The organism is Arenibacterium sp. CAU 1754, from assembly GCF_054482635.1.
On the sequence record NZ_JBTLRG010000005.1, the window covers coordinates 102560 to 126906 of the forward strand.

The 24347-nt window shown below is 61.5% G+C and carries 22 protein-coding genes; 18 read left to right on the forward strand and 4 right to left on the reverse strand.

What is annotated here, in order from left to right; all coding sequences use genetic code 11:
* The first annotated feature begins 5 nt into the window (after positions 1 to 5).
* The 10 genes from ACXYMO_RS17035 (at position 6) to ACXYMO_RS17080 (ending at position 11788) form a co-directional block, all read left to right on the forward strand.
* Complete coding sequence (locus ACXYMO_RS17035; protein WP_458879935.1) at positions 6 to 1394, forward strand: SLC13 family permease; 1389 nt, start codon at positions 6 to 8, stop codon at positions 1392 to 1394.
* A 192-nt stretch (positions 1395 to 1586) separates the two neighbouring features.
* Positions 1587 to 2207, forward strand: coding sequence for a 30S ribosomal protein S4 (gene rpsD / locus ACXYMO_RS17040; protein ID WP_458879936.1), 621 nt, complete (start codon positions 1587 to 1589; stop codon positions 2205 to 2207).
* A gap of 86 nt (positions 2208 to 2293) precedes the next feature.
* Positions 2294 to 3715 carry a homospermidine synthase gene (locus tag ACXYMO_RS17045; protein WP_458879937.1) on the forward strand — a complete coding sequence of 474 codons (1422 nt, stop codon included), beginning with the start codon at positions 2294 to 2296 and terminating at the stop codon, positions 3713 to 3715.
* A 107-nt stretch (positions 3716 to 3822) separates the two neighbouring features.
* A complete protein-coding gene (locus ACXYMO_RS17050) occupies positions 3823 to 4926 on the forward strand; it encodes an endonuclease/exonuclease/phosphatase family protein (protein WP_458879938.1) in 1104 nt (367 codons plus the stop codon).
* 81 nt (positions 4927 to 5007) lie between these two features.
* Positions 5008 to 6093 carry a histidinol-phosphate transaminase gene (hisC, locus tag ACXYMO_RS17055; protein ID WP_458879939.1) on the forward strand — a complete coding sequence of 362 codons (1086 nt, stop codon included), beginning with the start codon at positions 5008 to 5010 and terminating at the stop codon, positions 6091 to 6093.
* A complete protein-coding gene (locus tag ACXYMO_RS17060) occupies positions 6090 to 7016 on the forward strand; it encodes a prephenate/arogenate dehydrogenase family protein (protein WP_458879940.1) in 927 nt (308 codons plus the stop codon). The genes hisC and ACXYMO_RS17060 overlap by 4 nt, the downstream gene beginning before the upstream one ends.
* A complete protein-coding gene (locus tag ACXYMO_RS17065) occupies positions 7013 to 7852 on the forward strand; it encodes an extensin-like domain-containing protein (RefSeq protein ID WP_458879941.1) in 840 nt (279 codons plus the stop codon). The genes ACXYMO_RS17060 and ACXYMO_RS17065 overlap by 4 nt, the downstream gene beginning before the upstream one ends.
* A 4-nt stretch (positions 7853 to 7856) precedes the next feature.
* Entirely contained in the window at positions 7857 to 8387 is a 531-nt protein-coding gene (locus tag ACXYMO_RS17070; RefSeq protein WP_458879942.1) for a gamma-glutamylcyclotransferase, read from the forward strand.
* Between the two features lie 71 nt (positions 8388 to 8458).
* Complete coding sequence (locus tag ACXYMO_RS17075) at positions 8459 to 9637, forward strand: biopolymer transporter ExbB (RefSeq protein WP_458879943.1); 1179 nt, start codon at positions 8459 to 8461, stop codon at positions 9635 to 9637.
* A 3-nt stretch (positions 9638 to 9640) separates the two neighbouring features.
* A complete protein-coding gene (locus tag ACXYMO_RS17080; protein ID WP_458879944.1) occupies positions 9641 to 11788 on the forward strand; it encodes a peptidoglycan -binding protein in 2148 nt (715 codons plus the stop codon).
* 3 nt (positions 11789 to 11791) lie between these two features.
* Here the strand turns inward: ACXYMO_RS17080 and ACXYMO_RS17085 are convergent, their stop codons facing one another.
* The 3 genes from ACXYMO_RS17085 to gloB form a co-directional block, all read right to left on the reverse strand.
* Positions 11792 to 12688, reverse strand: a complete 897-nt coding sequence (locus ACXYMO_RS17085) for a M23 family metallopeptidase (protein ID WP_458879945.1) — start codon at positions 12686 to 12688, stop codon at positions 11792 to 11794.
* A gap of 65 nt (positions 12689 to 12753) precedes the next feature.
* On the reverse strand, positions 12754 to 15075 hold the full coding sequence (gene clpA, locus ACXYMO_RS17090; RefSeq protein WP_458879946.1) for an ATP-dependent Clp protease ATP-binding subunit ClpA: 2322 nt from the start codon (positions 15073 to 15075) through the stop codon (positions 12754 to 12756).
* Positions 15076 to 15250: 175 nt separating this feature from the next.
* A complete protein-coding gene (gene gloB / locus ACXYMO_RS17095; protein WP_458879948.1) occupies positions 15251 to 16021 on the reverse strand; it encodes a hydroxyacylglutathione hydrolase in 771 nt (256 codons plus the stop codon).
* 71 nt (positions 16022 to 16092) lie between these two features.
* Here gloB and ACXYMO_RS17100 point away from each other — a divergent pair, with 71 nt between their 5' ends.
* The 7 genes from ACXYMO_RS17100 (at position 16093) to ACXYMO_RS17130 (ending at position 22520) form a co-directional block, all read left to right on the forward strand.
* The gene (locus ACXYMO_RS17100) at positions 16093 to 16833 is read left to right on the forward strand and encodes a class I SAM-dependent methyltransferase (RefSeq protein ID WP_458879949.1); all 741 of its coding nucleotides are present in this window, start codon (positions 16093 to 16095) and stop codon (positions 16831 to 16833) included.
* A gap of 353 nt (positions 16834 to 17186) precedes the next feature.
* Positions 17187 to 17747 (forward strand): F0F1 ATP synthase subunit delta, encoded by a 561-nt coding sequence (locus tag ACXYMO_RS17105; protein ID WP_458879950.1) that lies wholly within the window; start codon positions 17187 to 17189, stop codon positions 17745 to 17747.
* Positions 17748 to 19286, forward strand: a complete 1539-nt coding sequence (gene atpA / locus ACXYMO_RS17110; RefSeq protein WP_458879951.1) for a F0F1 ATP synthase subunit alpha — start codon at positions 17748 to 17750, stop codon at positions 19284 to 19286.
* A gap of 14 nt (positions 19287 to 19300) precedes the next feature.
* Positions 19301 to 20182 (forward strand): F0F1 ATP synthase subunit gamma, encoded by an 882-nt coding sequence (locus tag ACXYMO_RS17115; RefSeq protein WP_458879952.1) that lies wholly within the window; start codon positions 19301 to 19303, stop codon positions 20180 to 20182.
* A gap of 18 nt (positions 20183 to 20200) precedes the next feature.
* Positions 20201 to 21625 carry a F0F1 ATP synthase subunit beta gene (gene atpD / locus ACXYMO_RS17120; protein WP_458879953.1) on the forward strand — a complete coding sequence of 475 codons (1425 nt, stop codon included), beginning with the start codon at positions 20201 to 20203 and terminating at the stop codon, positions 21623 to 21625.
* 11 nt (positions 21626 to 21636) lie between these two features.
* A complete protein-coding gene (locus ACXYMO_RS17125; RefSeq protein ID WP_458879954.1) occupies positions 21637 to 22053 on the forward strand; it encodes a F0F1 ATP synthase subunit epsilon in 417 nt (138 codons plus the stop codon).
* Between the two features lie 116 nt (positions 22054 to 22169).
* Positions 22170 to 22520 carry an H-type lectin domain-containing protein gene (locus tag ACXYMO_RS17130; protein WP_458879955.1) on the forward strand — a complete coding sequence of 117 codons (351 nt, stop codon included), beginning with the start codon at positions 22170 to 22172 and terminating at the stop codon, positions 22518 to 22520.
* A 96-nt stretch (positions 22521 to 22616) separates the two neighbouring features.
* Here ACXYMO_RS17130 and ACXYMO_RS17135 read toward each other — a convergent pair whose 3' ends face one another.
* Positions 22617 to 23636 (reverse strand): ribose-phosphate pyrophosphokinase, encoded by a 1020-nt coding sequence (locus ACXYMO_RS17135; RefSeq protein ID WP_458879956.1) that lies wholly within the window; start codon positions 23634 to 23636, stop codon positions 22617 to 22619.
* A gap of 106 nt (positions 23637 to 23742) precedes the next feature.
* Between ACXYMO_RS17135 and ACXYMO_RS17140 the strand changes: the two genes are divergently transcribed.
* On the forward strand, positions 23743 to 24345 hold the full coding sequence (locus ACXYMO_RS17140) for a DsbA family protein (protein WP_458879957.1): 603 nt from the start codon (positions 23743 to 23745) through the stop codon (positions 24343 to 24345).
* Positions 24346 to 24347: the final 2 nt, after the last annotated feature.

Here is a 24347-nt window from a genome sequence, read left to right on the forward strand (position 1 = left end):
CACGGATGAAATTCAGGCTGCTGACCAGCATTGCAGGATTGTTCCTGATAATCGCGCCCGTCGTCCTGCCGGCGCCGAACGGTATGCCCGACGGCGCATGGCTGGCCTCGGGCCTTGCCCTTGCCATGGCGCTTTGGTGGCTGACCGAGCCTGTGCCGCTTGCCACCACCGCGCTTTTGCCGCTGGCGGTGGCCCCCATTTTGAACATTGCCGACCTTGGCGAGGTTTCGCGTTATTACAGCCAACCTCTTGTCATCCTGTTTCTCGGCGGTTTCCTGTTGGCCAAGGCCATCGAAAAATCAGGGCTGCACCGCCGTTTGGCCATCACACTTCTTGGGGTCGCCGGCAAAAGCCCGCCCCGCGTTCTGGCATCCATCATGCTGACGACGGCCTTTCTCAGTCTCTGGATCAGCAACACCGCTTCGGCGATGGTGGTCGCGCCAATCGCCGCGGCAATTGCCAGGGCACAGGATGAGTGCCCCGGCTTTGGCACCGCATTGATGCTGGGGGTTGCCTTTGCAGCCACAATTGGCGGGATGGGTTCCCTGATAGGCACGCCCCCGAACGCGATTTTTGCCGCCTATGTCAGTTCGACCTACGGGGTCGAGGTCGGGTTCGCACAATGGGCCGCAGTCGGCATTCCCGTGGCGGTGGTCCTGCTGATCATCTCATGGCTTGTCCTCGTATGGCTCACCCCCGGACTGGACAACCATGATCTGGCGACAATCGGTGTCGAACGCGCGCGCCCTGCCAGCACAGCCGAACGCCGCGTTGCCCTGATTGCCGGGCTGACGGCCTTGGCATGGATTTTCCGGCCCGCGATAGAATGGGTCTTTCCGACCATCCTGCTCAGCGACGCAGGGATTGCCATGCTTGCGGCGCTGGCCCTGTTCCTGGTTCCGTCCGGGGACGGCCAACGATTGCTTGACTGGGACACGGCCGGGACTTTGCGGTGGGACGTGTTGATCCTGTTCGGCGGCGGGCTGGCCCTTGCGGGCATATTGGAACAGAGCGAGCTTGCAGCATGGATCGCGGGCAGGCTCGAAGGGTTCGCCTATCTGCCGGGATTGATGTTCGTCCTCATCATCGCCAGCCTCATGGTCTTTGTCGGTGAACTGGCCAGCAACACGGCGATGGCGGCCATTTTCCTGCCCATTGCGGGGGCCACGGCGATCTCGTTGAACCTTGATCCGGTCGCGTTCATGCTGCCGGTGGCACTGGCCGCGTCGATCGGGTTCATGCTTCCGGTTGCGACGCCTCCCAATGCCATTGTCTTTACCAACCCGGCCGTGACCCGCGGGGATATGCTCAGGGCCGGTGCGCCGCTGGATGTAATCGGGATACTGATTGCTGTCGGGGTGAGCTCGCTGCTGGGGCCGCTGGTCTTTGGCTGATCCGCTGGAAGGCCCGCCGTCTTGTCCCAGTGGCGGGTGCATCATTCTCCATTGACTCCCGCACGCGGGCGGCTATAAGCGCGGCTTCATTGGTGTTGGTGGCCCCCGCAAGGGGATGCCTGTCAGGAGCAATCCAAAGGACAACGCCCTTCATAGCCGCGGCAACGCGGCGCCCAAAGAAGGAGATCAGCCGTGACAAAACGCACGTCTGCCAAGTACAAACTCGATCGCCGTATGGGCGAAAACATTTGGGGCCGCCCCAAATCCCCCGTCAACCGTCGTGAATATGGCCCCGGTCAGCACGGTCAGCGCCGCAAGGGCAAGCTGTCGGATTTCGGCATTCAGCTGCGCGCCAAGCAGAAGCTGAAAGGCTACTACGGCGATTTGACCGAGAAACAGTTCCGCCGCATCTATGGCGAAGCCGAGCGTGTCAAAGGCGATACCGGTGAAAACCTGATCGGTCTGCTCGAGCGTCGCCTGGACGCGGTTGTCTACCGCGCCAAGTTCGTTCCGACCGTGTTCGCCGCGCGTCAGTTCGTGAACCACGGCCACGTCCGCGTGAACGGCAAAAAGGTCAACATCCCCTCCTACCGCGTGAAAGAGGGTGACGTGATCGAAGTGCGTGACCGTTCCAAGCAGATGGCCGCCATTCTCGAGGCCACTCAGCTGCCCGAGCGTGACGTTCCCGATTACATGGACGTTGACCACTCGAAACTGACATGCACCTTCGTGCGCACCCCGACTCTGGGCGATGTGCCGTATCCGGTCATGATGGAACCGAACCTGGTCGTGGAATTCTACGCCAAGAACTAAGGTTCTCCGCATATCATTCCCAAGGGGCTGCGCCGGAGAGAACCGACGCGGCCCCTTTACGTTTCAAACCCCGCAGATGGTGCGCCATGACACAGACATATCCCAACTACGGCCGGATCGACGGACCCATCGTGATCATCGGATACGGCTCGATCGGGCAGGGCACCTTGCCCCTTATCGAGCGGCATTTCGATTTTGATGCCGACAGGCTGGTGGTCATCGACCCCAGCGAAGCGGCGCGCGCCCTTCTGGCCGACCGCGGCATCCGTCACATGCAGGTGGCCATCAAGCGCGACAACTATCGCGACATTTTGGGCGAGCTGTTTGCCGGGGGTCAAGGGTTCTGCGTGAACCTCAGTGTCGATACATCCTCGCTCGATCTCATGCGGTTCTGCCGGGAGCTGGGCGTTCTCTATATCGATACCGTGGTCGAACCCTGGGAGGGGTTTTATTTCGAAACCACCGAAAACGCGGAGCGCACCAATTACGCCCTGCGCCAGAAGGTGCGCGACGAAAAGGCGGCCAACCCGGGCGGCACCACGGCGGTGTCCTGCTGCGGGGCCAACCCCGGCATGGTCAGCTGGTTCGTGAAAGAGGCGCTTTTGACCCTTGCGCGGGACACGGGACGCGACACACCTGCGCCCGCCGACCGGGCCGGATGGGGCGCGTTGATGCAGGACTTGGGCGTCAAGGGCGTGCATATTGCCGAGCGTGACACCCAGGCCCGCCGCACCCCGCGCCCGCGCGACGTGTTCGTGAACACATGGTCGGTCGAAGGGTTCATTGCCGAAGGGTTCCAGCCCGCCGAACTGGGTTGGGGCACCCATGAAAAATGGATGCCCGAAAACGCCCACAGCTATGATGTGGGCTGTCAGGCCGGCATCTGGATGGAACGCCCCGGCGCCATCACCCGCGTGCATACCTGGTGCCCCACACCGGGCCCGCAGTTCGGCTTCCTCGTAACCCATAACGAGGCGATTTCGATCTCGGATTACTATACTGTCGGTGACCCTGGTGCGCCCGACTACCGGCCGACTTGCCACTATGCCTATCACCCCTGCGACGATGCGGTGCTCAGCCTGCATGAAATGTTCGGGTCGGGTCGCCAGCAGCAGGTGCATCACATCCTGAATGCCGATGAAATCGTCGAAGGCATCGATGAACTGGGCGTGCTGCTCTATGGGCACGAAAAGAACGCGCTCTGGTACGGCTCGCGCCTGTCAAACGACGAGGCCCGCACCCTGGCCCCGCATCAGAACGCCACCGGGCTTCAGGTCACCTCGGCCGTTCTGGCCGGGATGGTCTGGGCGCTGGAAAACCCGGCGGCTGGGATCGTGGAAACCGACGAAATGGACCACGCCCGCTGTCTTGAGGTTCAGCGCCCGTACCTTGGCCCGGTCGAGGCGCATTACACCGACTGGACCCCGCTTCAGGACCGGTGGGAGTTGTTCCCCGAAGACATCGACGAAAGCGACCCCTGGCAGTTCCGCAACGTGCTGGCCAGCTAGGCGCGATCATGCGCTGATGACAGGGCGTCCCAATCGGGGCGCCCTTTTTGTTTTGGCAATTCATCATGTTGGGGTAAAACCGTCGAAATTTTGCCGGAGATTTCAAAGTGGCATTTTATCATGGCCTCAAATCCTATGCCGACGATCCCGATTACCCGGACAAACAGAAATGGATCGCCAGCCGTCTTTTGACGCTGCGGCGGGATTTGAACACGCATATCGTGTCCGAACGGCAACCCAATTCGCTGATCGTCGGATCCTGGAATATCCGGGCCTTTGACGACGGGATGCTGCGGCTGGACGAAAGCTACCACTACATCGCCGAGATCGTGGACAAGTTCGACATCTGCGCCATTCAGGAGGTCAAAAGCAGCCTGAAACCGCTGGAACGGCTGGTCAAACTGCTGGGGCCGCACTGGGAATATTTCGTTTCGGACGTGTCCAGCCACAAGGGCGGCAACAGTGAGCGCATGGCCTTTGTCTATAACACCGACAAGGTCATCTTTCGCCACTTGATCGGCGAAATCGTCCTCCCGCGGGAGGATCTGATCAATGGCGAACAAATCGCGCGCTCACCGTTTTTCGCGGCGTTTCAGGCGGGCTGGTTCCGCTTTGCGCTTTGTTCCACGCATATCATTTTCGGCGGCACCACGGTGCAGGAAAAGGAACTGCGCGTTGGCGAAATCCGCGCCATCACCAAAACCCTCGTCAAACGCGCTCAGGACGAGGATCAGGTCTATGTCTTTCTGGGCGACATGAACATCGACGAACCCGACGGCGCAATCATGAAGGCGCTGAAGGACAGCAAGATGTGCGTGCCCAGTTTCCCGCCTACCAATCTGGGCGGCGACAAATATTATGACCAGATCGCCTTTACCGTGAAAGGCAAGGCCGAGCTGAAGACGCGGTTGATCCGGCACGGCTGTTTCGACTGGCGCCGCGCCGTATTCGGGCCCTATCCGGACGATGCCTTTCCGCCCCAGTCCGAGGGTGAGGCCACCAGCCCGACCCGACGCATCCCGGATTCTGAACAGTTGGCGCATTACGAGCCGGTCAACATCAAGCAGCGCGCCATGGCCGGAAAGGACCCCTACAAGAACTGGGCCAGCAGTTATCGGACGTGGACAACCTATGAAATGTCCGACCATCTGCCGATCTGGATCGAGATCGAGATCGATTATTCCGACGATTATATCGCCCGTTACCTGTGACCGGCCCGTGTCGGGCGTCGTTTTGCACTGGTCTTGATGCGCGTGCACGCTTAGAAAACCCTCGCTAACAGGGGGGATCAGATGAGTTCGATCAAGCCACAGCCGGGGATCATGGACATCTCGCTCTATCAGGGCGGGGCGGCGCATGTGCAGGGCGTGACCAATGCGATCAAACTGTCGTCCAACGAAAACCCCTTTGGCCCCAGCCCCAAGGCGATCGAGGCGGCCAAGGTCACGCTGGCGCAGATGCACCGCTATCCCTCGACCGATCACGCCAGCCTGCGTGCCGCCATCGGGGCGGCAACGGGGCTGGACCCTGACCGCATCATTTGCGGCGCGGGCAGCGATGAAATCATCGCCTTCCTATGCCAGTGCTATGCCGGTCCGGGGGACGAGGTCGTGCACACCGAACACGGGTTCGCAATGTACCGGATCAGCGCGCTGGCCGCCGGGGCCACCCCGGTCGAGGTGCCCGAACGCGACCGCGTGACCGATGTCGATGCCATTCTGGCCGGATGCACCGAGCGCACAAAGCTGGTGTTCATCGCCAACCCCAACAACCCCACTGGCACCATGATCGGCGAGGCCGAGGTTGCCCGTCTGGCCGATGGCATCCCGCCACAGGCGCTGTTGGTGCTGGACGGGGCCTATGCCGAATATGTCGAAGGGTTTGATGCGGGCGCCGCCCTCATCAATGCGCGCAACAACGTGGTCATGACCCGCACCTTTTCCAAGCTTTACGGATTGGGCGGCATGCGCATCGGCTGGGGCTATGGCCCGCAGGACATCATCGATGTGCTGAACCGCGTGCGCGGCCCCTTCAACCTGTCCAGCACGGCGCTTGCCGCCGCCGAAGCCGCCATTCAGGATACCGAGTACACCGAAAAATGCCGCGCCGATAACACCCGCTGGCGCGCCTGGCTGGCCGAGGCGCTGGCCGAAGCGGGCGTAGCCTCGGACACGTCTTGCGCCAATTTCATTCTGGCCCGCTTTGCCGATCAGGCCGAGGCGGAGGCCTGCGATACCTACCTGCAATCCAAGGGGCTCATCGTGCGCCGGGTGGCGGGGTACAACCTGCCCAACGCTCTGCGCATCACGGTGGGCGACGAAATCGCCTGCCGTCAGGTCGCCGCCGCCGTCGCCGCGTTCAAGAAGGGCGCGGTATGAGCAAAGTGATCTATGACCGCGTCGCCCTGATCGGGCTGGGCCTGATTGCCTCGTCGATGTTCTGGGCGATCAAACGCGCCGGTCTTGCGGGCGAGGTCACCGGATATGCCCGGTCCGCGCAAACCCGCGAGACGGCGCGCCGCATCGGCCTGTGCGATCGGGTTTGCGACAGCGTCGCCGAGGCGGTGAAAGATGCCGACCTTGTCGTGCTCTGCGTGCCCGTGGGCGCCATGGGCGCCGTTGCCGAGCAGATCGCCCCGGCGCTGAAACCGGGTGCAACCGTGTCTGACGTCGGATCGGTCAAACGCGCCGTGATCGAAGCGGTCGCGCCACATCTGCCCGGCACCGTGCATTTTATTCCGGGCCACCCGCTCGCTGGCACGGAACATTCCGGTCCCGAAAGCGGCTTTGCCGAATTGTTCGATAACCGATGGTGCCTTCTGGTTCCGGTCGAGGGCACGCCCGATGCCCCGGTCGAACAGCTGCGCCACCTGTGGGAGGGCATGGGCGCAAATGTCGATACGATGGACGCCGATCACCATGATCTGGTGCTGGCTGTGACCAGCCACGCGCCCCACCTGATCGCCTATACGATGGTGGGCGTGGCCGACGACCTGCGCCGCGTGACCGACAGCGAAGTTATCAAATACTCGGCCGCCGGTTTCCGCGACTTTACCCGGATCGCGGCCAGCGATCCCACCATGTGGCGCGACGTGTTCCTGAACAACAAGGATGCGACACTGGAAATCCTCGGCCGCTTTACCGAGGAACTGTTCGCGCTCCAACGCGCCATCCGGACCGGCGATGGCGATCATCTGCACGCCTATTTTACCCGCACCCGCGCCATCCGCCGTGGTATCATCGAGGCCGGACAAGATACCGACGTCCCGGATTTCGGCCGTTCCAAAAAGGGGGAGAGATGATCGCTCGTGTTCTGCTGCCTGCTCTGATCGCAATGCTTGGCCTGTCGGGTCCGGCAACAGCCGAAGCGCCGGAAACATCGCTGCGCCCGCAACCGCGCGCCATGGTCAGTTCTGTCCCGACGCCCGCCGAAACCGCCGCCCTTGCCCAATCGATCGCCCAATACCGCCTGCGCCCTCAGGTGCGCCCGCCCTCGCAACAGTCGCTGATGGCCGCGGCCCGTCCTGAAACCCTGCCCTTTGTCAGTGTCGAAACCTCATCGCGCCCGTGGTTGCGCCCGGACGGCATCGTGAAAAAGGCGATGGCCAAACGCCGGGCTCGCCGCAAGGGGGCCGTGTGCGGTGACGTCGATATCCAGGGCGAGGTCGTCGGCTACGTGCCGGGCCGGATCAAGGCCTGCGGAATCAAGGACGCGGTGCGCGTTCGCTCGGTTGCCGGGGTTGCGCTCAGCCAGCAGGCGCTGGTCAATTGCACCACCGCGAAATCGCTCAAGAAATGGGTGGAATCCAGCGTCAAACCGGCCTTTGCCAAACGCGATCCGGTGGTTCAGCTGAACGTGGCGGCGCATTATGCCTGCCGCACCCGCAACAATCAGCCCGGCGGCAAGATTTCGGAACACGGCAAGGGCAACGCGATCGATATCTCCGGATTCAAACTGAAAAGCGGCAAGGTCATGACCGTTTTATCCAGCTGGCATGGGAAGACACCCCTTCAGCGCCTGCACAAGGCGGCCTGCGGCCCGTTCGGCACTGTGCTTGGGCCAAGATCCGACCGCTATCATCAGGATCATTTTCACCTGGACGTGGCCCGCCATCGCGGCGGCCCGTATTGCCGTTAACGCCATGACCATGTGGGTTTTCGGCTATGGCTCCCTTTTGTGGAACCCCGGGTTTGACGTGGCCCACAGCGTGGCGGGTACGCTGGATGGCTACGCGCGGTCGTTCTGCATGCGGTCAATCCACCATCGCGGAACCGAAACCGACCCCGGCCTGGTCCTTGCCCTGGACGAGGTTTCGCAGGCCTCTTGCCGCGGACTGGCGCTGGCCGTGGCACCCGGGCAGGAAGATCGGACGCTCGACTATTTGCGCGAACGTGAGCTTATCTCGTCGGCCTATCTGGAAAGGATGCTGGATATCACACTTGAGGATGGCCAGCGGGTCACGGCCGTCACCTATGTGATCGATGCAGACCACGTGCAATATTGCGGCGGTCTCCCGCTTGAGGAGCAGGCCCAGATCATTGCCCGTGCGGTGGGCGGGCGCGGTCCGAACGCCGAATACCTGTTCAATACAACCGATCATCTGGCCGAAATGGGCGTGCCCGATCCCGATCTGGATTGGCTGGCCAACCGTGTGCGCGCCCTGATGGCATAAAGCCTTGGCGCTGGCTGTGGTTTTTCTATAGGCTTTTTACAGAGCAGATAACCCGTCAGGATGCTGAGCGCATGGCGCAGCCAGACCAACAAACACGACCGCAGTTTTCACAACCCTTCCGCCAGATCATCATGATGATCACCGTGCTTGGACTGTCCGGGATGGGCGGTTTTCTGGCCCTGCCCAGCGTTTTGCCGGTGTTTCAGGCGAACCCCTATCTGAACGGGTTCATCGGTTTTGTTTTTTTCATCGGGGTTCTGGCCTGTTTCTGGCAGGTGTTCCAGTTGACCGGGTCGGTGCGCTGGATCGAGGGCTTTGCCAGCGGCGACACCGAAACCGCCAAGAAACCGCCCCAGCTTCTTGCGCCCTTGGCCTCGCTTCTGCGCTCGCGCGGGGCGCGGATGCAATTGTCGTCCTCTTCGACGCGCTCAATCCTCGATTCCGTGGCAACCCGCATCGACGAAGCGCGCGAAATCACGCGCTATATCGTCAACCTGCTGATTTTCCTCGGCCTTTTGGGGACGTTCTATGGTCTTGCCACGACCGTTCCTGCGGTGGTCGACACCATCCGCAGCCTTGCCCCGCAAGAGGGCGAAGAAGGTATTGCTGTCTTCAACCGCCTGATGACCGGGCTTGAGGCACAGTTGGGCGGCATGGGCGTTGCCTTTGCCTCGTCCCTTTTGGGGCTGGCCGGATCGCTGGTCGTGGGGCTGCTGGAACTGTTCGCCGGGCACGGTCAGAACCGGTTCTACCGCGAACTTGAGGAATGGTTGTCCTCGATCACCCGTGTCGGGTTTTCGTCGGGTGACGAGGGCGGCGAGGGGTCTGGCGCCGTGTCCGGAGTTCTGGACCACATGGCCGAACAGATGGAAACCCTGCAACAGATGTTCACCCAATCCGATGTCAGCCGCTCTGCGGTGGATCGGAAATTGGGCGATCTTGTCGATGTGATTGGCCAGATGAACGCGCGGCTGGATCGGGGTGACACCACGGCCACCGCGCTGGATCGCGTGGCCGATGGGCAGGAAACGTTGATCGAGGTTCTGCGCGCGCAGGGATCGGGCGAAGGCATCGATGCCGAAAGCCGCATGCGCCTGCGCTCGATCGACGTGCAGATGTTGCGTATCCTGGAAGAAATATCCGCCGGCCGACAGGAAAGCCTGACCGAGTTGCGCAAGGATATCGACCTGTTGGCCAAGGCCCTGTCACGCCCGCGCGGCCGAAACCGGGCTGCGGGCGGAGAGGGGTAGGGCATGGCCCTTTCACGCCGCACGGGACAACGGTTTCAGGCCTCGATCTGGCCCGGCTTCGTGGATGCGATGACCGGCCTGTTGCTGGTCCTGATGTTCGTGCTGACCATTTTCATGGTTGTCCAGTTCGTGCTGCGCGAAACCATTTCCGGCCAGGAAAGTGAACTGGACCTGCTTTCAGGCGAAATCGCCGCCCTTGCGCAGGCATTGGGCCTTGAAGAACGCCGCGCCAATCAGCTTGAGGCGCGCATGGGGGCGCTCAACACCACGCTCGGCGAAACCCGGAACGATCTGGAATCGGCTCAGTCTGAACTGGCCAACCGTGCCGCCCTGATTTCCTCGCTGACGGCCGAGCGAGCCGCACAGGATGCGGTACTTGATCAGGCCCGCATCCAGATTACCGATTTCGAGGCACAGGTCGCCGCCCTGATCGCCACCCGCGACCGCGCCTTTGCCGATATTCGCACGCTCCAGCAGGAGCGCAGCGCCTTGCAGGAGGAACAGACCGAACTGCTCAGCGGACAGGAGGCTCTGAATGCCGCGCTGGCCCAGAGCCGGTCGGAAATCGACGAACAGACCGAAGCTGCGCGCCTTGCCGCCGCCAAGCGCAAGGCGCTTGAGGCACTGATCGCCGATCTGCGCAGCGAACAGGCCGTCACGCAGGCCCGGGCCGAGGACCTTTCGGGCCGTGTCGCAACCCTGGAAACCCAACTCAGCGAGGAAGAGGCCAATCGCCTGGCTGAATCCGCGGCCGCCGAGGCCCTGCGCAAACGGCTTGAGGAGGCGGACACGGAACTGACCGCGATGACGCTGGCCCTGGAAAAGCAACGGCAAGAGGCCGAAGATACCCTGACCCTTCTGGCCGCCGCCGAAGCCGCGCGCAAGGATCTTGATGCGAAACTTCTGGCTGCTCTGGGCGCGGCGGAAACCGCTCAGGCGCAGGTGCAGGAACGCGATGAACTGGCGCAGCGGCTGACCCGCGTGCTGAACCAGATGGAAGCAACGCAGGCCCAGAACGACCAAATGATCGCGGCGCTTGAGGCTGAATTGTCCAACACCCAAACCGCGCGGGACGAAACAACCGCCGCCCTGCGCGCCCAACTGGACGAGGCCGCCCAGACCCGCACGCGGCTGGAATCCGAACTGACCGCGGCCCGCGCCGCCACGCAACTGTCCGAACAGGACCGCGCGACGGTCGAGGAAAAACTGCTTACCGCGCTGCAATCACTGGAACAGGCACAGGCCGCCGCCACCGATGAGGAAGAATTGCGCGCCCGCCTGTTGGCTGCGCTTGCCGCACGCGAACAGGCTGAAGCCACCGCCGCCGACCAGCTGAGCCTTGCCGAACAGCGCGCCGCCCTTCTGGCGCAGGCGCGCACCACCCTGTCCGAGCAAAGCGAAAAATCGCAGGCGGCGCAGCGCGAAACCGAATTGCTGAACCAGCAGGTCGCCGCCCTGCGCGGCCAACTGGGCCAGCTTCAGGCACTGCTGGACGATTACGAAGAACGCGATGCGGCCGCCAAGGTGCAGATTCAGAACCTCGGCTCGGACCTGAACACGGCCCTTGCCCGCGCGGCCTCGGAAGAACGCAAGCGGCGCCTGCTGGAAGAGGCCGAGCGCAAGCGGCTTGAGAAAGAGGCCAAGGCACTGGCCGCCGAGACCGAGGCGCTGAAAACCCAGACCAAGGATCTGGAGCGCTATCGCTCGGAATTTTTCGGCAGGTTGCGCGACGTTCTGGGCCGTCAGGAAGGTGTGCGGATCGAAGGGGACCGGTTCGTGTTCTCCTCCGAAGTTCTTTTCCCGCCCGGTGGCGCCGAACTGTCCGAGGATGGCCGGCGCGAGGTGGCCAAGGTCGCGAATATTCTCAGGGGCATCGCCAATGATATTCCCCCCGAAATCGACTGGGTGATCCGCGTTGATGGCCATACCGACGACACCCCCCTGATCGCCGGGGCAAAATACGCCGACAACTGGGAACTCAGCCAGGGCAGGGCGCTTTCGGTGGTGAAATATATGGTCAACGCGCTTGGCATCCCGCCGGATCGTCTGGCCGCCAACGGGTTTGGCGAATACCAGCCTGTGAACCCCGCCGACACGCCCGAGGCGCGCGCCCAGAACCGCCGGATCGAACTGAAATTCACCGAGAAATAGCGCCTAGTCCAGTGTCATGGACACCTGACGCCGGTCCAGCTCCTTGCCTGCGCGGATCAGGCTGACCGTGCCCAGATAGTTACCCGCAGGCCAGCGGTCGGTTTTCAATTTCTTGCCTGCGGCGCGGAAATACCTGGCCTGATCCTTTTCCAGCGTGAGCGATTGGTCCAGCATCGCGCCTTTGGGGCCGGCAATGGTCAATCTGACCACATCGCCGGCCTGACCGCCAAAGGCATAGCCGAACAGCACCAGACCGCCGGCATCGGGCAGCAGGCTGACCTGGGCGGCGGTGCCGTCTTGGATATCATCGTATCCCGGTATGCCGTTGGTAAACCCGATGTCCAGGATCGCGCTGGACTGGTAAAGCGGCGTTTCCTGCCACAGATCGCGCCCCGGCGGTCCGCAGGTTTCCGCGTCATCCGTGTCGAACGGATCAACCAGCGTGTCATTCAGGCGCACCGACAGATGCAGATGGGGAAACTGTGTCAGCCCGCTCAGACCGACCTGACCCAGAACCGCGCCGCGCGCGACCCTGTCGCCCTGTTTCACGCTGAGGGAGCCTTTTTTCATATGGCAGTACTGGGTCACGTAGCCGCCGTCGTGGCGTATCACCACCCCGTTGCCGCATTCGCGCCCGGCCACCCGGGCGCGGGTGTCCGCAGTGAAAGCCATGTCCTCCATCCCGTCGCGCAGGTTCTCCACAACCCCGGGCGCGGCGGCCAGAACATCCACCCCCCGGCGCATGTCCGCAAGTGTGGAAAGGCCGAAATCGGTACCCTGATGGCCATCATAACTCAGCCCGCCACAGAAATAGTCGCGGGCACCGGGCCCGATATCGCGATCGACAAACTGCTGAATATGGCAGGTCTCGCCCAGAACGCAGTCAATCGGCTGACTCAAACGAAAATCGCCCGCCACACAGGGTGTGGCGAGCGTTATGAGTGCGGCCGCAACCGCACCGCGCATCAGTCCGCGGTCAGAAGGGGCGGCTTGTTGCCCGAAAGGCGCGGGTTTTCCGGCCCTTCGATCTGCAGGTCCAGCTCGCCCTTCTTGACGCCAACCTTGACCACGCCGCCCTTGGCTAGCTTGCCAAACAGCAGCTCTTCGGCCAGCGGTTTCTTGATATGCTCCTGGATGACCCGGCCCAGCGGACGGGCACCCATCTTGTCGTCATATCCCTTGTCGGCCAGCCATTCAGCCGCCGGCTTGGTCAGTTCAATGGTCACGTTGCGGTCCATCAACTGGGCCTCAAGCTGCAGAACGAACTTTTCGACCACCTGCAGGATGACCTCTTTGGGCAGAGGCGCGAAGGAAATGACCGCATCCAGACGGTTGCGGAATTCCGGCGTGAATGTCCGCTCGATTGCGGCCGTGTCCTCGCCCTCGCGGCGATCCCGGCCAAAGCCGATGGCGGCCTGCGCCTGTTCCGCGGCACCGGCGTTGGATGTCATGATCAGCACCACATTCCGGAAGCTTACCGTGCGCCCGTTGTGGTCCGTCAGTTCACCATGGTCCATCACCTGCAAAAGGATGTTGTAGACATCCGGGTGCGCCTTTTCGATCTCGTCCAGCAGCAACACGCAATGGGGGTGCTGATCCACACCATCGGTCAGCATGCCGCCCTGATCAAAGCCGACATAGCCCGGAGGCGCGCCGATCAGGCGGGATACGGCGTGTTTCTCCATGTACTCGGACATGTCGAACCGCAGCAGTTCCACACCCAGCGTATCGGCCAGTTGTTTTGCAACCTCGGTCTTGCCCACACCGGTCGGCCCGGCAAACAGATAGTTGCCGATGGGTTTTTCCGGTTCGCGCAGGCCCGCACGGGCCAATTTGATCGCGCTGGACAGGGCCTCGATGGCCTTGTCCTGACCAAACACCACGCGCTTGAGCGACACTTCGAGATCCTTGAGAACCTCGGCATCGTCCTTGCTGACGTTCTTGGGCGGGATGCGCGCGATCTTGGCCACCACGGCCTCGACCTCTTTGGTGCCGATGGTCTTGCGCCGTTTTGCGGCGACCACCAGATGCTGGGCCGCGCCCGCCTCGTCGATCACGTCGATCGCACTGTCGGGCAGTTTGCGGTCATTGATGTAACGCGCCGCCAGTTCCACGGCCGTCTTGATCGCATCGGCGGTGTATTTCACCCCGTGATGTTCTTCGAAATACGGTTTCAGCCCCCGCAGGATCTTGATCGCATCCTCGACCGACGGTTCGTTCACGTCGATCTTCTGGAACCGGCGGCTCAGCGCGCGATCCTTTTCGAAATGCTGGCGGAACTCCTTGTAGGTGGTCGATCCCATGGTGCGCAGCTTGCCGCCCTGCAACGCAGGTTTCAGCAGATTTGAGGCATCCATCGCCCCGCCCGATGTGGCGCCCGCGCCAATCACCGTGTGGATTTCGTCGATGAAAAGAACCGCGTCCGGGTGATCCTCAAGCTCGGTCACCACGGCCTTGAGCCGTTCTTCGAAATCTCCGCGATACCGGGTACCGGCCAGCAATGCGCCCATGTCGAGCGAATAGATGGTCGTGTTGGCCAGAACCTCGGGGGTTTCGCCTGCAACGATCTTGCGCGCCAGACCTTCGGCAATGGCCGTTTTGCCAACGCCTGGGTCCCCCACCAGAAGCGGGTTGTTCTTGCGCCGGCGGCACAGCACCTGAATGCAGCGTTCCACCTCGGCGTCGCGCCCGATCAGTGGATCGATGTCGCCCTCACGCGACTTCGCGTTCAGATCGACACAGTATTTCGCAAGCGCGCTTTCCTTTTGCTCACCTTCGGTGACGCCCTGCGGCTCTTCCTCGGGTTCGGACGATCCGGTCACGGGGCGCGCTTCGCCATAGGCGGGGTCCTTGGCCACACCATGGGCGATGAAATTCACCGCGTCATACCGGGTCATGTCCTGATCCTGGAGGAAAAACGCGGCGTTGCTCTCGCGTTCGGCAAAGATGGCAACCAGAACGTTCGCGCCGGTCACTTCGGTGCGGCCGGACGATTGCACATGGATCGCGGCGCGCTGGATCACGCGCTGGAAGGCGGCCGTCGGAACGGCCTCGGACCCTTCGATGTCGGTCACGAGGTTCGACAGATCCTCGTCGATGAATTCCACCAGCGTGGCGCGCAGTTCGTCCAGATCGACACTGCAGGCCTTCATGACCCGTGTCGCGTCCGGCTCGTCCAGCAGGGCCAGCAGCAAGTGTTCCAATGTTGCAAATTCGTGGCGGCGGTCGTTCGCAAGGGCGAGAGCCGCATGAATTGCCTGTTCCAGGGTGCTCGAGAATGAAGGCACGTGCGTGCTCCTCTTTGTCTGGGTCGGGGTGAGAGCAAAGGGCGCCTGCTCTGTCAGCCCAACCATGTCTTCATAGTATTAGAGTTTGGTTGATCATGCCCCAGCTTCAAGTTTTTTCTTTCACTTTGACGTCACATTTAACGTCGTTCTGACAACAGCGCGTTGATTTGCAGCATCAGAAGCGGTCTTTCCGGGCGCGAATTTCGGCAAACACTGCCGCAGGTTCGGCCCCTTCCATCCCGATGTTGCGCTGTACGGATGCTTCGCCGGCGCGCAAGAAAGGGTTCGTCGCCAATTCCAGCGACAAAGCCGAAGGAACAGTTGGATTGTTCTGCTCCCGCGCGGCGGCGATGTCTTGGACTCGGGATATAAGAGTGGGGTTTTCCGGTTCAATGGTCAATGCAAAGGCGCCATTGGATTGTGTATATTCGTGCCCCGAGTAAACAATCGTATCCGCGGGCAGCGCTGCCAGCTTGCTGAGCGAGGCCCACATCTGTTCTGCCGTTCCTTCGAAAAGCCGCCCACATCCCAGCGCCATCAGGCTGTCGGCGGTGAAAACGGCGGCGCTGTCGGGGAAATGATAGGCGATATGGCCCACCGTGTGCCCGGACACATCGATCACGTGCCCGACGGACCCGCCGATCTGCACGGTGTCGCCTTCACGCACGGCGATGTCCAGCGGCGGCAATCGCCCCTCGTCTGCCTTTGCGCCGATGACCTTTGCGGTTTTGTACTTGGCCAGAACCTCGCCCAGCCCGTCAACGTGGTCCCAGTGGTGATGCGTCAGCAACACATGGCTCAGGGTCCAGCCCCGTTCGGCCAGGGCGGCCAGGATCGGTCCGGCCTCGGGCACATCGATCAGCGCGGTTTCTCCGCTGTCCGCGTCATGGGCCAGAAAGGCATAGTTGTCGCTCAGACACGGGATGGTCACGATCTCAAGAGGCATGGTCTTTCGCCCTTTCGTTGGTAAACTGGATCTCACAGGCCCCAGCTTGGCCGATCATACAGGCGCCCGCAATGCATCTTGATGTGCAGGATCTCCGCAATTTCTATTATCGCAGCACCCTGGGGCGTGCGGCGCAAGCGTCCGTGCGAGCACGGTTGCTGGATTTCTGGCCCGAGGCGAAGGGACAGACCGTCGTGGGATTCGGCTTTGCCGTGCCGCTTTTGCGCCCCTACCTGGCCGACGCGCGCCGCGTGATTGCGCTGATGCCGGCGCCGCAGGGGGTGATGCCCTGGCCCGCGGGGATGCCCAATGTTTCGGTCCTGTCCGAAGAAACGCTCTGGCCGCTGGAAACCGGGCATGTCGACAAGCTGATCGTGATGCACGGGCTGGAAACATCGGAACGGCCCACCCGTCTGCTGGAAGAATGCTGGCGCGTGCTGGGGCCGGGTGGAAAGGCGGTGTTCATCACCCCAAACCGGGCCGGTCTGTGGGCCCGAAGTGATCGCACGCCCTTTGGCTTTGGGCATCCTTATACCCTGGGCCAGTTGGAAAATCTGCTCAGGAAACATCAGTTCCTGCCCGAACGCCACAGCGCCGCGCTCTACCAGCTTCCCAGCGAACGGCGCTTCTGGCTCAAATCCGCACCCTTGTTCGAACGGATCGGTGCGCGCATGCCCGCGATGATGGCGGGCGGGGCGGTGATCGTCGAGGCCAGCAAACGGGTGGTGCCGCCCAGCGGAACGGTGGTCCGGGAAACGGCGCGCAACCGGTTGCGGGGACTGGCGCCGAAACCCGAGACCTCTCCGGTCTGATAGGGGCAGGGGGGCCGGACGTGGAAAAAAGCGTGCCCGCACAAAACGAAACCGCCGATCTGCGTGAAAACATACAAAATTGCGCCCAAAATCGCAGCGGGATTCGGGCGAACATGCAAAATTTCTGCTTTTTTTCGGCGGAAACAAAGGCGCAAACGGTCGCACTTACTGCAACCCATTGTAATTTATAAACTAATGCCTAGAGCCACCAACCATATACTGTATTGCGGGGATAGGACCGCTCTGTTACATCCACGCTGATTTCGATGCCCTGCCATTCGGTGGGGCCGCTTCACGCCCCCGGAGATCGTGAAAACCGCGGCAAACCGGGGCCAATTATCGGAAGGGTGGACGTGTCCGAACCAGCTTCGATTTCCGCCGGTATAGCGGAACGTTATGCCACAGCGATTTTTGAAATCGCACAAGAGAACAAGAATCTCGATGGTCTTGAGGCCAGCGTCAAGGATCTGGCCGTTGCGCTGGACGAAAGTGACGACCTGCGCACGCTGATCCAGTCGCCCCTGATCTCGCGGGATCAGCAGGGCGCTGCCATCACGGCCGTTGCCGAAAAGATGGATCTCGCGCCCGTGATGCGCAAGACGCTGGGCCTGATGGCCGAAAAGCGTCGGCTTTTTGTTGTGCCCCACCTGCTGCGCGCCCTGCGCGAATTGCTGGCAGAAGAGCGTAACGAGGTCACCGCCGAAGTGGTAAGTGCCAAGGCGCTGACCAAGGCGCAGACCGAAAAGCTGGCCGCGACGCTGACCGCAAATGTCGGCAAGAGCGTGACAATCAATGCGACCGTTGATGAAAGCCTCATCGGCGGTCTTATCGTCAAAGTGGGCTCGAAAATGATCGATACGTCGATCCGTTCCAAGCTCAACTCACTCCAGAATGCAATGAAAGAGGTCGGATAAATGGGTATCCAAGCAGCAGAGATTTCTGCGATCCTGAAGGACCAGATCAAGAACTTTGGTCAGGAAGCCGAGGTGGCCGAAGTTGGCCGCGTGCTGAGTGTCGGCGACGGGATTGCCCGCGTTTACGGCCTCGACAACGTGCAGGCCGGTGAAATGGTCGAATTCCCGGGTGGCATCATGGGCATGGCCCTGAACCTGGAAAGCGACAACGTCGGTGTTGTTATCTTCGGCTCGGACCGTGACATCAAAGAAGGTGACACCGTCAAGCGGACCAAATCGATCGTGGACGTTCCGATCGGGGACGAACTGCTGGGCCGCGTCGTTGACGGTCTGGGCAACCCGGTTGACGGCAAGGGTCCGATCAACACGACCAAGCGCGGCGTTGCCGACGTCAAGGCGCCGGGTATCATTCCGCGTAAATCGGTTCACGAACCGATGGCAACCGGCCTGAAATCGGTTGACGCGATGATCCCGATTGGCCGCGGCCAGCGCGAACTGATCATTGGTGACCGCCAGACCGGCAAAACCGCCGTGGCCCTGGACACCATCCTGAACCAGAAATCCTACAACGACGCCGCCGGCGACGACGAAAGCAAGAAGCTGTACTGCATCTACGTTGCGATCGGTCAAAAGCGTTCGACCGTTGCGCAGCTGGTGAAGAAGCTCGAAGAATCCGGTGCCATAGAATACACCACCGTCGTGGCCGCAACCGCGTCCGAGCCTGCTCCGATGCAGTTCCTCGCGCCGTATTCCGCCACCGCGATGGCCGAACACTTCCGCGACAACGGCCGCCATGCCCTGATCATCTATGATGACTTGTCCAAACAGGCCGTATCCTATCGCCAGATGTCGCTGCTGCTGCGTCGCCCGCCCGGCCGCGAAGCGTATCCTGGTGACGTTTTCTATCTCCACTCCCGCCTGCTGGAACGTTCGGCCAAGCTGAACGAAGACAATGGCGCCGGTTCGCTGACGGCTCTGCCGGTCATCGAAACCCAGGGTGGCGACGTGTCGGCCTTTATTCCGACCAACGTGATTTCGATCACCGACGGTCAGATCTTCCTTGAAACCGAACTGTTCTACCAGGGTATCCGCCCTGCCGTGAACACCGGTCTGTCGGTTTCGCGTGTGGGCTCTTCGGCTCAGACCAACGCGATGAAAACCGTTGCCGGTCCGGTGAAACTGGAACTGGCTCAGTACCGCGAAATGGCGGCCTTCGCTCAGTTCGGCTCGGACCTCGATGCGGCGACCCAGCAGCTGCTGAACCGTGGTGCACGTCTGACGGAACTGATGAAACAGCCGCAGTATTCGCCGCTGACCAACGCCGAAATCGTCTGTGTCATCTATGCCGGTACCCACGGGTATCTGGACAAGATCGCCGTCTCCGACGTCGGCCGGTTCGAAACAGGCCTGCTGGCGCATTTGCGCGGCAAGAAACAGGACCTGCTGGACTGGATCACCACGGAAGACCCCAAGATCAAGGGCGACGCCGAGGATAAAATCAAAGCAGCGCTGGACGAATTCGCCGCTGACTTCGCATAAGGGGAGATAAGGCAGTGCCAAATCTCAAGGACCTTAAAAACAGGATCGAGTCGGTCAAATCGACCCGCAAGATCACCAAAGCCATGCAGATGGTGGCCGCGGCGAAACTTCGCCGCGCCCAGGACTCTGCCGAGGCAGCGCGCCCCTATGCCGAACGGTTCAATGCCGTGATGGCGGGGCTGGCCGCATCGGTCGGAGGCAACGACAGCGCGCCCAAACTGCTCAGCGGGACGGGCAACGATCAGGTTCACCTGCTGGTGGTGATGACCGCCGAACGCGGGTTGTGTGGTGGTTTCAACTCCAACATCGCCCGTCTGGCCCGGAATCACGCCGACAAACTGCGTGGCCAGGGCAAGACGGTGAAAATCCTGACTGTTGGCAAAAAAGGCCGCGACTCGATGAAGCGTGACTATGGCGATCTGTTCGTCGGTCACGTCGATCTGAGCGAAGTCAAACGTGTCGGCTATTCCGACGCGCAGGGCATCGCACGGGACGTTCTTTCGCGCTTTGACGCGGGCGAATTCGACGTGGCAACGATCTTCTTTGCCGAGTTCGTTAACGTGGTGACGCAGATCCCCACAGCCAAGCAGATCATCCCGGCCGCCTTTGAGGCGGACGAGGGTGAGGCCGGTGATACCGATACCGTGTTCGACTATGAACCCGGTGAAGAGGAAATCCTCGCCGACCTGCTGCCGCGCGGCGTGGCAACGCAAATCTTCAGCGCCCTGCTGGAGAATGGCGCCTCGGAACAGGGTGCCCGGATGAGCGCGATGGACAACGCAACCCGCAACGCGGGCGATATGATCGACAAGTTGACCATCCAGTACAACCGTTCGCGTCAGGCCGTCATCACCAACGAGCTGATTGAAATTATTTCCGGCGCGGAAGCGCTGTAAGAAAACCGGAGACGAAACATGGCTAATGCAAAAGGCAAGGTCACACAGATCATCGGCGCCGTCGTCGACGTGCAGTTCGATGACGCACTGCCCGAAATTCTGAACGCGTTGAACACGACCAACAACGGTAAAAAGCTGGTGCTGGAAGTTGCTCAGCACCTGGGTGAAAATACCGTTCGCACGATCGCGATGGACGCCACCGAAGGTCTGGTGCGCGGCGCCGAAGTAACCGACACGGGTGCTCCGATTTCGGTTCCGGTTGGCAACGCCACCCTGGGCCGCATCATGAACGTCGTGGGCGAGCCCATTGACGAAAAAGGCCCCGTCAACGCCGACGAAACCCGCCCGATCCACGCCGAAGCGCCGGAATTCGCGGATCAGTCGACAGAATCCGAAATTCTGGTCACGGGCATCAAGGTCGTTGACCTGCTGGCGCCCTATTCCAAGGGTGGTAAGATCGGCCTCTTCGGCGGTGCCGGCGTGGGCAAGACGGTTCTCATCATGGAACTGATCAACAACATCGCCAAAGTGCACTCGGGCTTCTCGGTTTTCGCCGGTGTGGGTGAACGGACCCGCGAAGGGAATGACCTCTACCACGAGATGATCGAATCCAACGTGATCAAGCCCGACAACCTGTCGGAATCGCAAGTGGCACTGGTCTATGGTCAGATGAACGAACCTCCGGGAGCCCGTGCACGCGTTGCTCTGACCGGCCTGACACTGGCCGAACAGTTCCGCGACCAGTCCGGTACCGACGTTCTGTTCTTCGTCGACAACATCTTCCGCTTCACTCAGGCGGGCTCCGAAGTGTCGGCCCTTCTGGGTCGTATTCCTTCGGCTGTGGGTTACCAGCCGACGCTGGCCACCGACATGGGCGCCCTGCAGGAACGCATCACCTCGACCAAGTCGGGCTCGATCACCTCGGTGCAGGCCATCTACGTTCCCGCGGATGACCTTACCGACCCTGCGCCTGCGACTTCGTTTGCGCACCTGGACGCGACCACGGTTCTCAACCGTGCGATTTCGGAAAAGGGTATCTACCCCGCCGTTGACCCGCTCGACTCGACTTCGCGTCTGCTCGACCCGTCGATCGTGGGCGAAGAGCACTACAAGGTTGCAACCGACGTTCAGCAGATTCTTCAGCGGTACAAGTCGCTGCAGGACATCATCGCGATCCTCGGCATGGACGAACTGAGCGAAGAAGACAAACTGACCGTGGCCCGCGCCCGTAAGATCGAGCGTTTCCTCAGCCAGCCCTTCGACGTTGCTCAGGTCTTTACCGGTTCGCCGGGCGTGCAGGTTCCGTTGGACGAAACCATCGCATCGTTCAAGGCCGTTGTGGCCGGCGAATACGATCACCTGCCCGAAGCAGCCTTCCTCATGGTTGGCGGCATCAACGAAGTGATCGCCAAAGCCGAAAAAATGGCTGCTGACGCAGCCTGAGGAGCAGCCTGATGGCAGATACAATGCAATTTGACCTCGTCTCGCCCGAGCGCAGCCTTGCTTCGCTTCAGGTGAAACAGGTCCAGATCCCCGGAGCAGACGGGGACATGACGGCAATGCCCGATCATGCCCCGGTCATCACGACACTGCGCCCCGGTGTATTGCGTGTCGAAGGTCCCGAAGGAACGATGGAATACGTCGTTTCGGGTGGGTTTGCGCAGCTCAACAGCGACAGCCTCTCGGTTCTGGCGGAAAAAGCGATCCCGCTGAACGAAGTGACCCGCGAGCATATCGATGAACTGATCGAAAGCGCCCGCGCCGCCCACGAAGCGGCCAAGGAGACCTTCAAGAACGAACCCGGCCCCGTCGATGACGCGGCCAAGCTGTTGTCGGACATGGTCGCCCTGGGCGAACATATCAACGTCTGACGCGGCGCGCGATACGATGCTTTTTGAAACCGGCCCCATTGCGGGCCGGTTTTCTTTTGCCTCGCATTGGTTCAAAAGCAGATTTGAAAATTTTGTGAAAAGTAAAATGCGGTACCATGAAACGTCTCAGTAATCATTTGATCGGCGTCGAACAGGGCGATGTCGTCATTTTCTCCGACTTCGAAGATGGCGGGGATATGTGGACGGGCTCGGGCCCGCGCGAACGCCGTCGCGCGGTGACGTTCAGCACCGCCTTTACCCAGATTCCGTCGGTTCAGACCTCGGTTTCCTTGTGGGACGTCGATACCGCCTCGGCCATGCGGGCCGAGGTGCTGGCCGAGAACATCACGACAACCGGTTTCGATATCGTGTTCCGCACCTGGCTGGACACCCGTATTGCCCGTATCCGCGTCGCATGGATGGCCATCGGTGAGTTGGAGCACGAAGACAACTGGGATATCGACTGACTGCCCCGGTCCCGCGTCTCTGAAAACAAAACCCCGCCGCCAGCGTATGTGGCGACGGGGTCAGGATGTCGGTGCCTGCCGCTGGCAAGCCTGCGGTCAGTCCATCGCGTAAAGCGACTCGTAAATCGGTGACAGGGTTTCGTCCTCGAACAGCGAGGAGACCGACGTGCCGTTCCAGATGTTCAGGATCGCCTGTGCGAATACCGGCGCGGTGGGCACGATGCGGATGTTGGGCGCGGCCAGAACCGATTTGCTCGGCTGGATCGTGTCGGTAATCACCAGCGATTTCATCACCGAATGGGTCACACGTTCCACGGCAGGGCCGCTCATCACGCCGTGGCTGATATAGGAGTGCACTTCCTTGGCGCCGTTTTCCATCAGCACCTCGGCCGCTTTGCACAGCGTGCCGGCCGTGTCGCACATGTCATCGACGATGAGGCAAATCTTGCCCTCGACATTGCCGATCACGGTCATTTCGGCAACTTCGCCCGGTTTTTCGCGCCGCTTGTCGACGATCGACAGGGGCGAATTGATCCGCTTGGCCAGTTCCCGCGCGCGGGCCACGCCGCCCACGTCGGGGGACACGACCATCAGCTCGTCCATCTGGTTCTTGAACTGCGCCTTGATGTCCAGCGCGAACACGGGCGAGGCATAGAGGTTGTCCACCGGAATATCGAAAAAGCCCTGAATCTGTGCCGCGTGCAGGTCCATGGTCAGGATCCGCTCGATGCCCGTGCCCACCAGCATATTGGCCACCAGCTTGGCCGAAATCGGGGTCCGCGCCTTGGTGCGCCGGTCCTGCCGGGCATAGCCGAAATAGGGCAGAACCGCCGTGACACGCGCCGCCGACGACCGGCGCAGTGCGTCGGCCATGATCAGCAGTTCCATCAGGTTGTCATTGGCCGGATTCGATGTCGGCTGGATAATGAACATGTCCTCGCCGCGGACGTTTTCGAACACCTCGACAAAGATTTCGCCGTCGTTGAACCGCTCGACCCGCGCATCCACCAGACCGGTGTGAACACCGCGATGCATGGTCATACGGCGGGCGATGGCGTTCGCCAAAGGAAGATTGGCGTTCCCAGCGATCAGCTTGGGTTCAGTCATGTTCGGCATGGATTGGTTCCCCGGGGGCAGCAAGGGTATGTGACAGATTCGTGATGTTGACACCGCTTAGCATGGCCTTACCGTCACGCAAAGATTTCCCGGGGAGAAAACACAGATGACCGCCATTGATTACTTTTTTACGACATTGTCGCCCTATACCTACCTGGCCGGCACCCGGTTGGAGCAGATCGCGGCACGACACAACGCGACGATCACCTATAAACCGATCGATTTGATTGCCCTGTTCGGGCGCACCGGTGGCACGCCCCCGGCCCAGCGGCACCCGGCCCGGCAGGAATACCGTGCCCAGGAACTGATGCGCCAATCGCGCAAACTGGCGATGGCGTTCAATCTGAAACCGGCCCACTGGCCGACCAATGCCGCGCCATCCGCCTATGCGATCATCGCCGCCCAGAACGCCGGGGGCGGCGATCTGGGCAAGCTGGTGCATTGCTTTACCCGCGCCTGCTGGGCCGAGGACAAGGACGTTGCCGATGACGCGGTCGTGCGCGCCTGCCTGCAAGACGCCGGTTTCGATCCGGCACTGGCCGACAGCGGCTTGCTTGAGGGGGCCGAAACCTATGCCGCCAATCTGGAAGAAGCCGCCAACCGTGGCGTCTTTGGCGCGCCGTTCTATATCACCCCCGACGATCAGAGGTTCTGGGGCCAGGACCGTCTACCCGATCTGGACGCCCATCTTGAGGAACTGAATTCGTGACC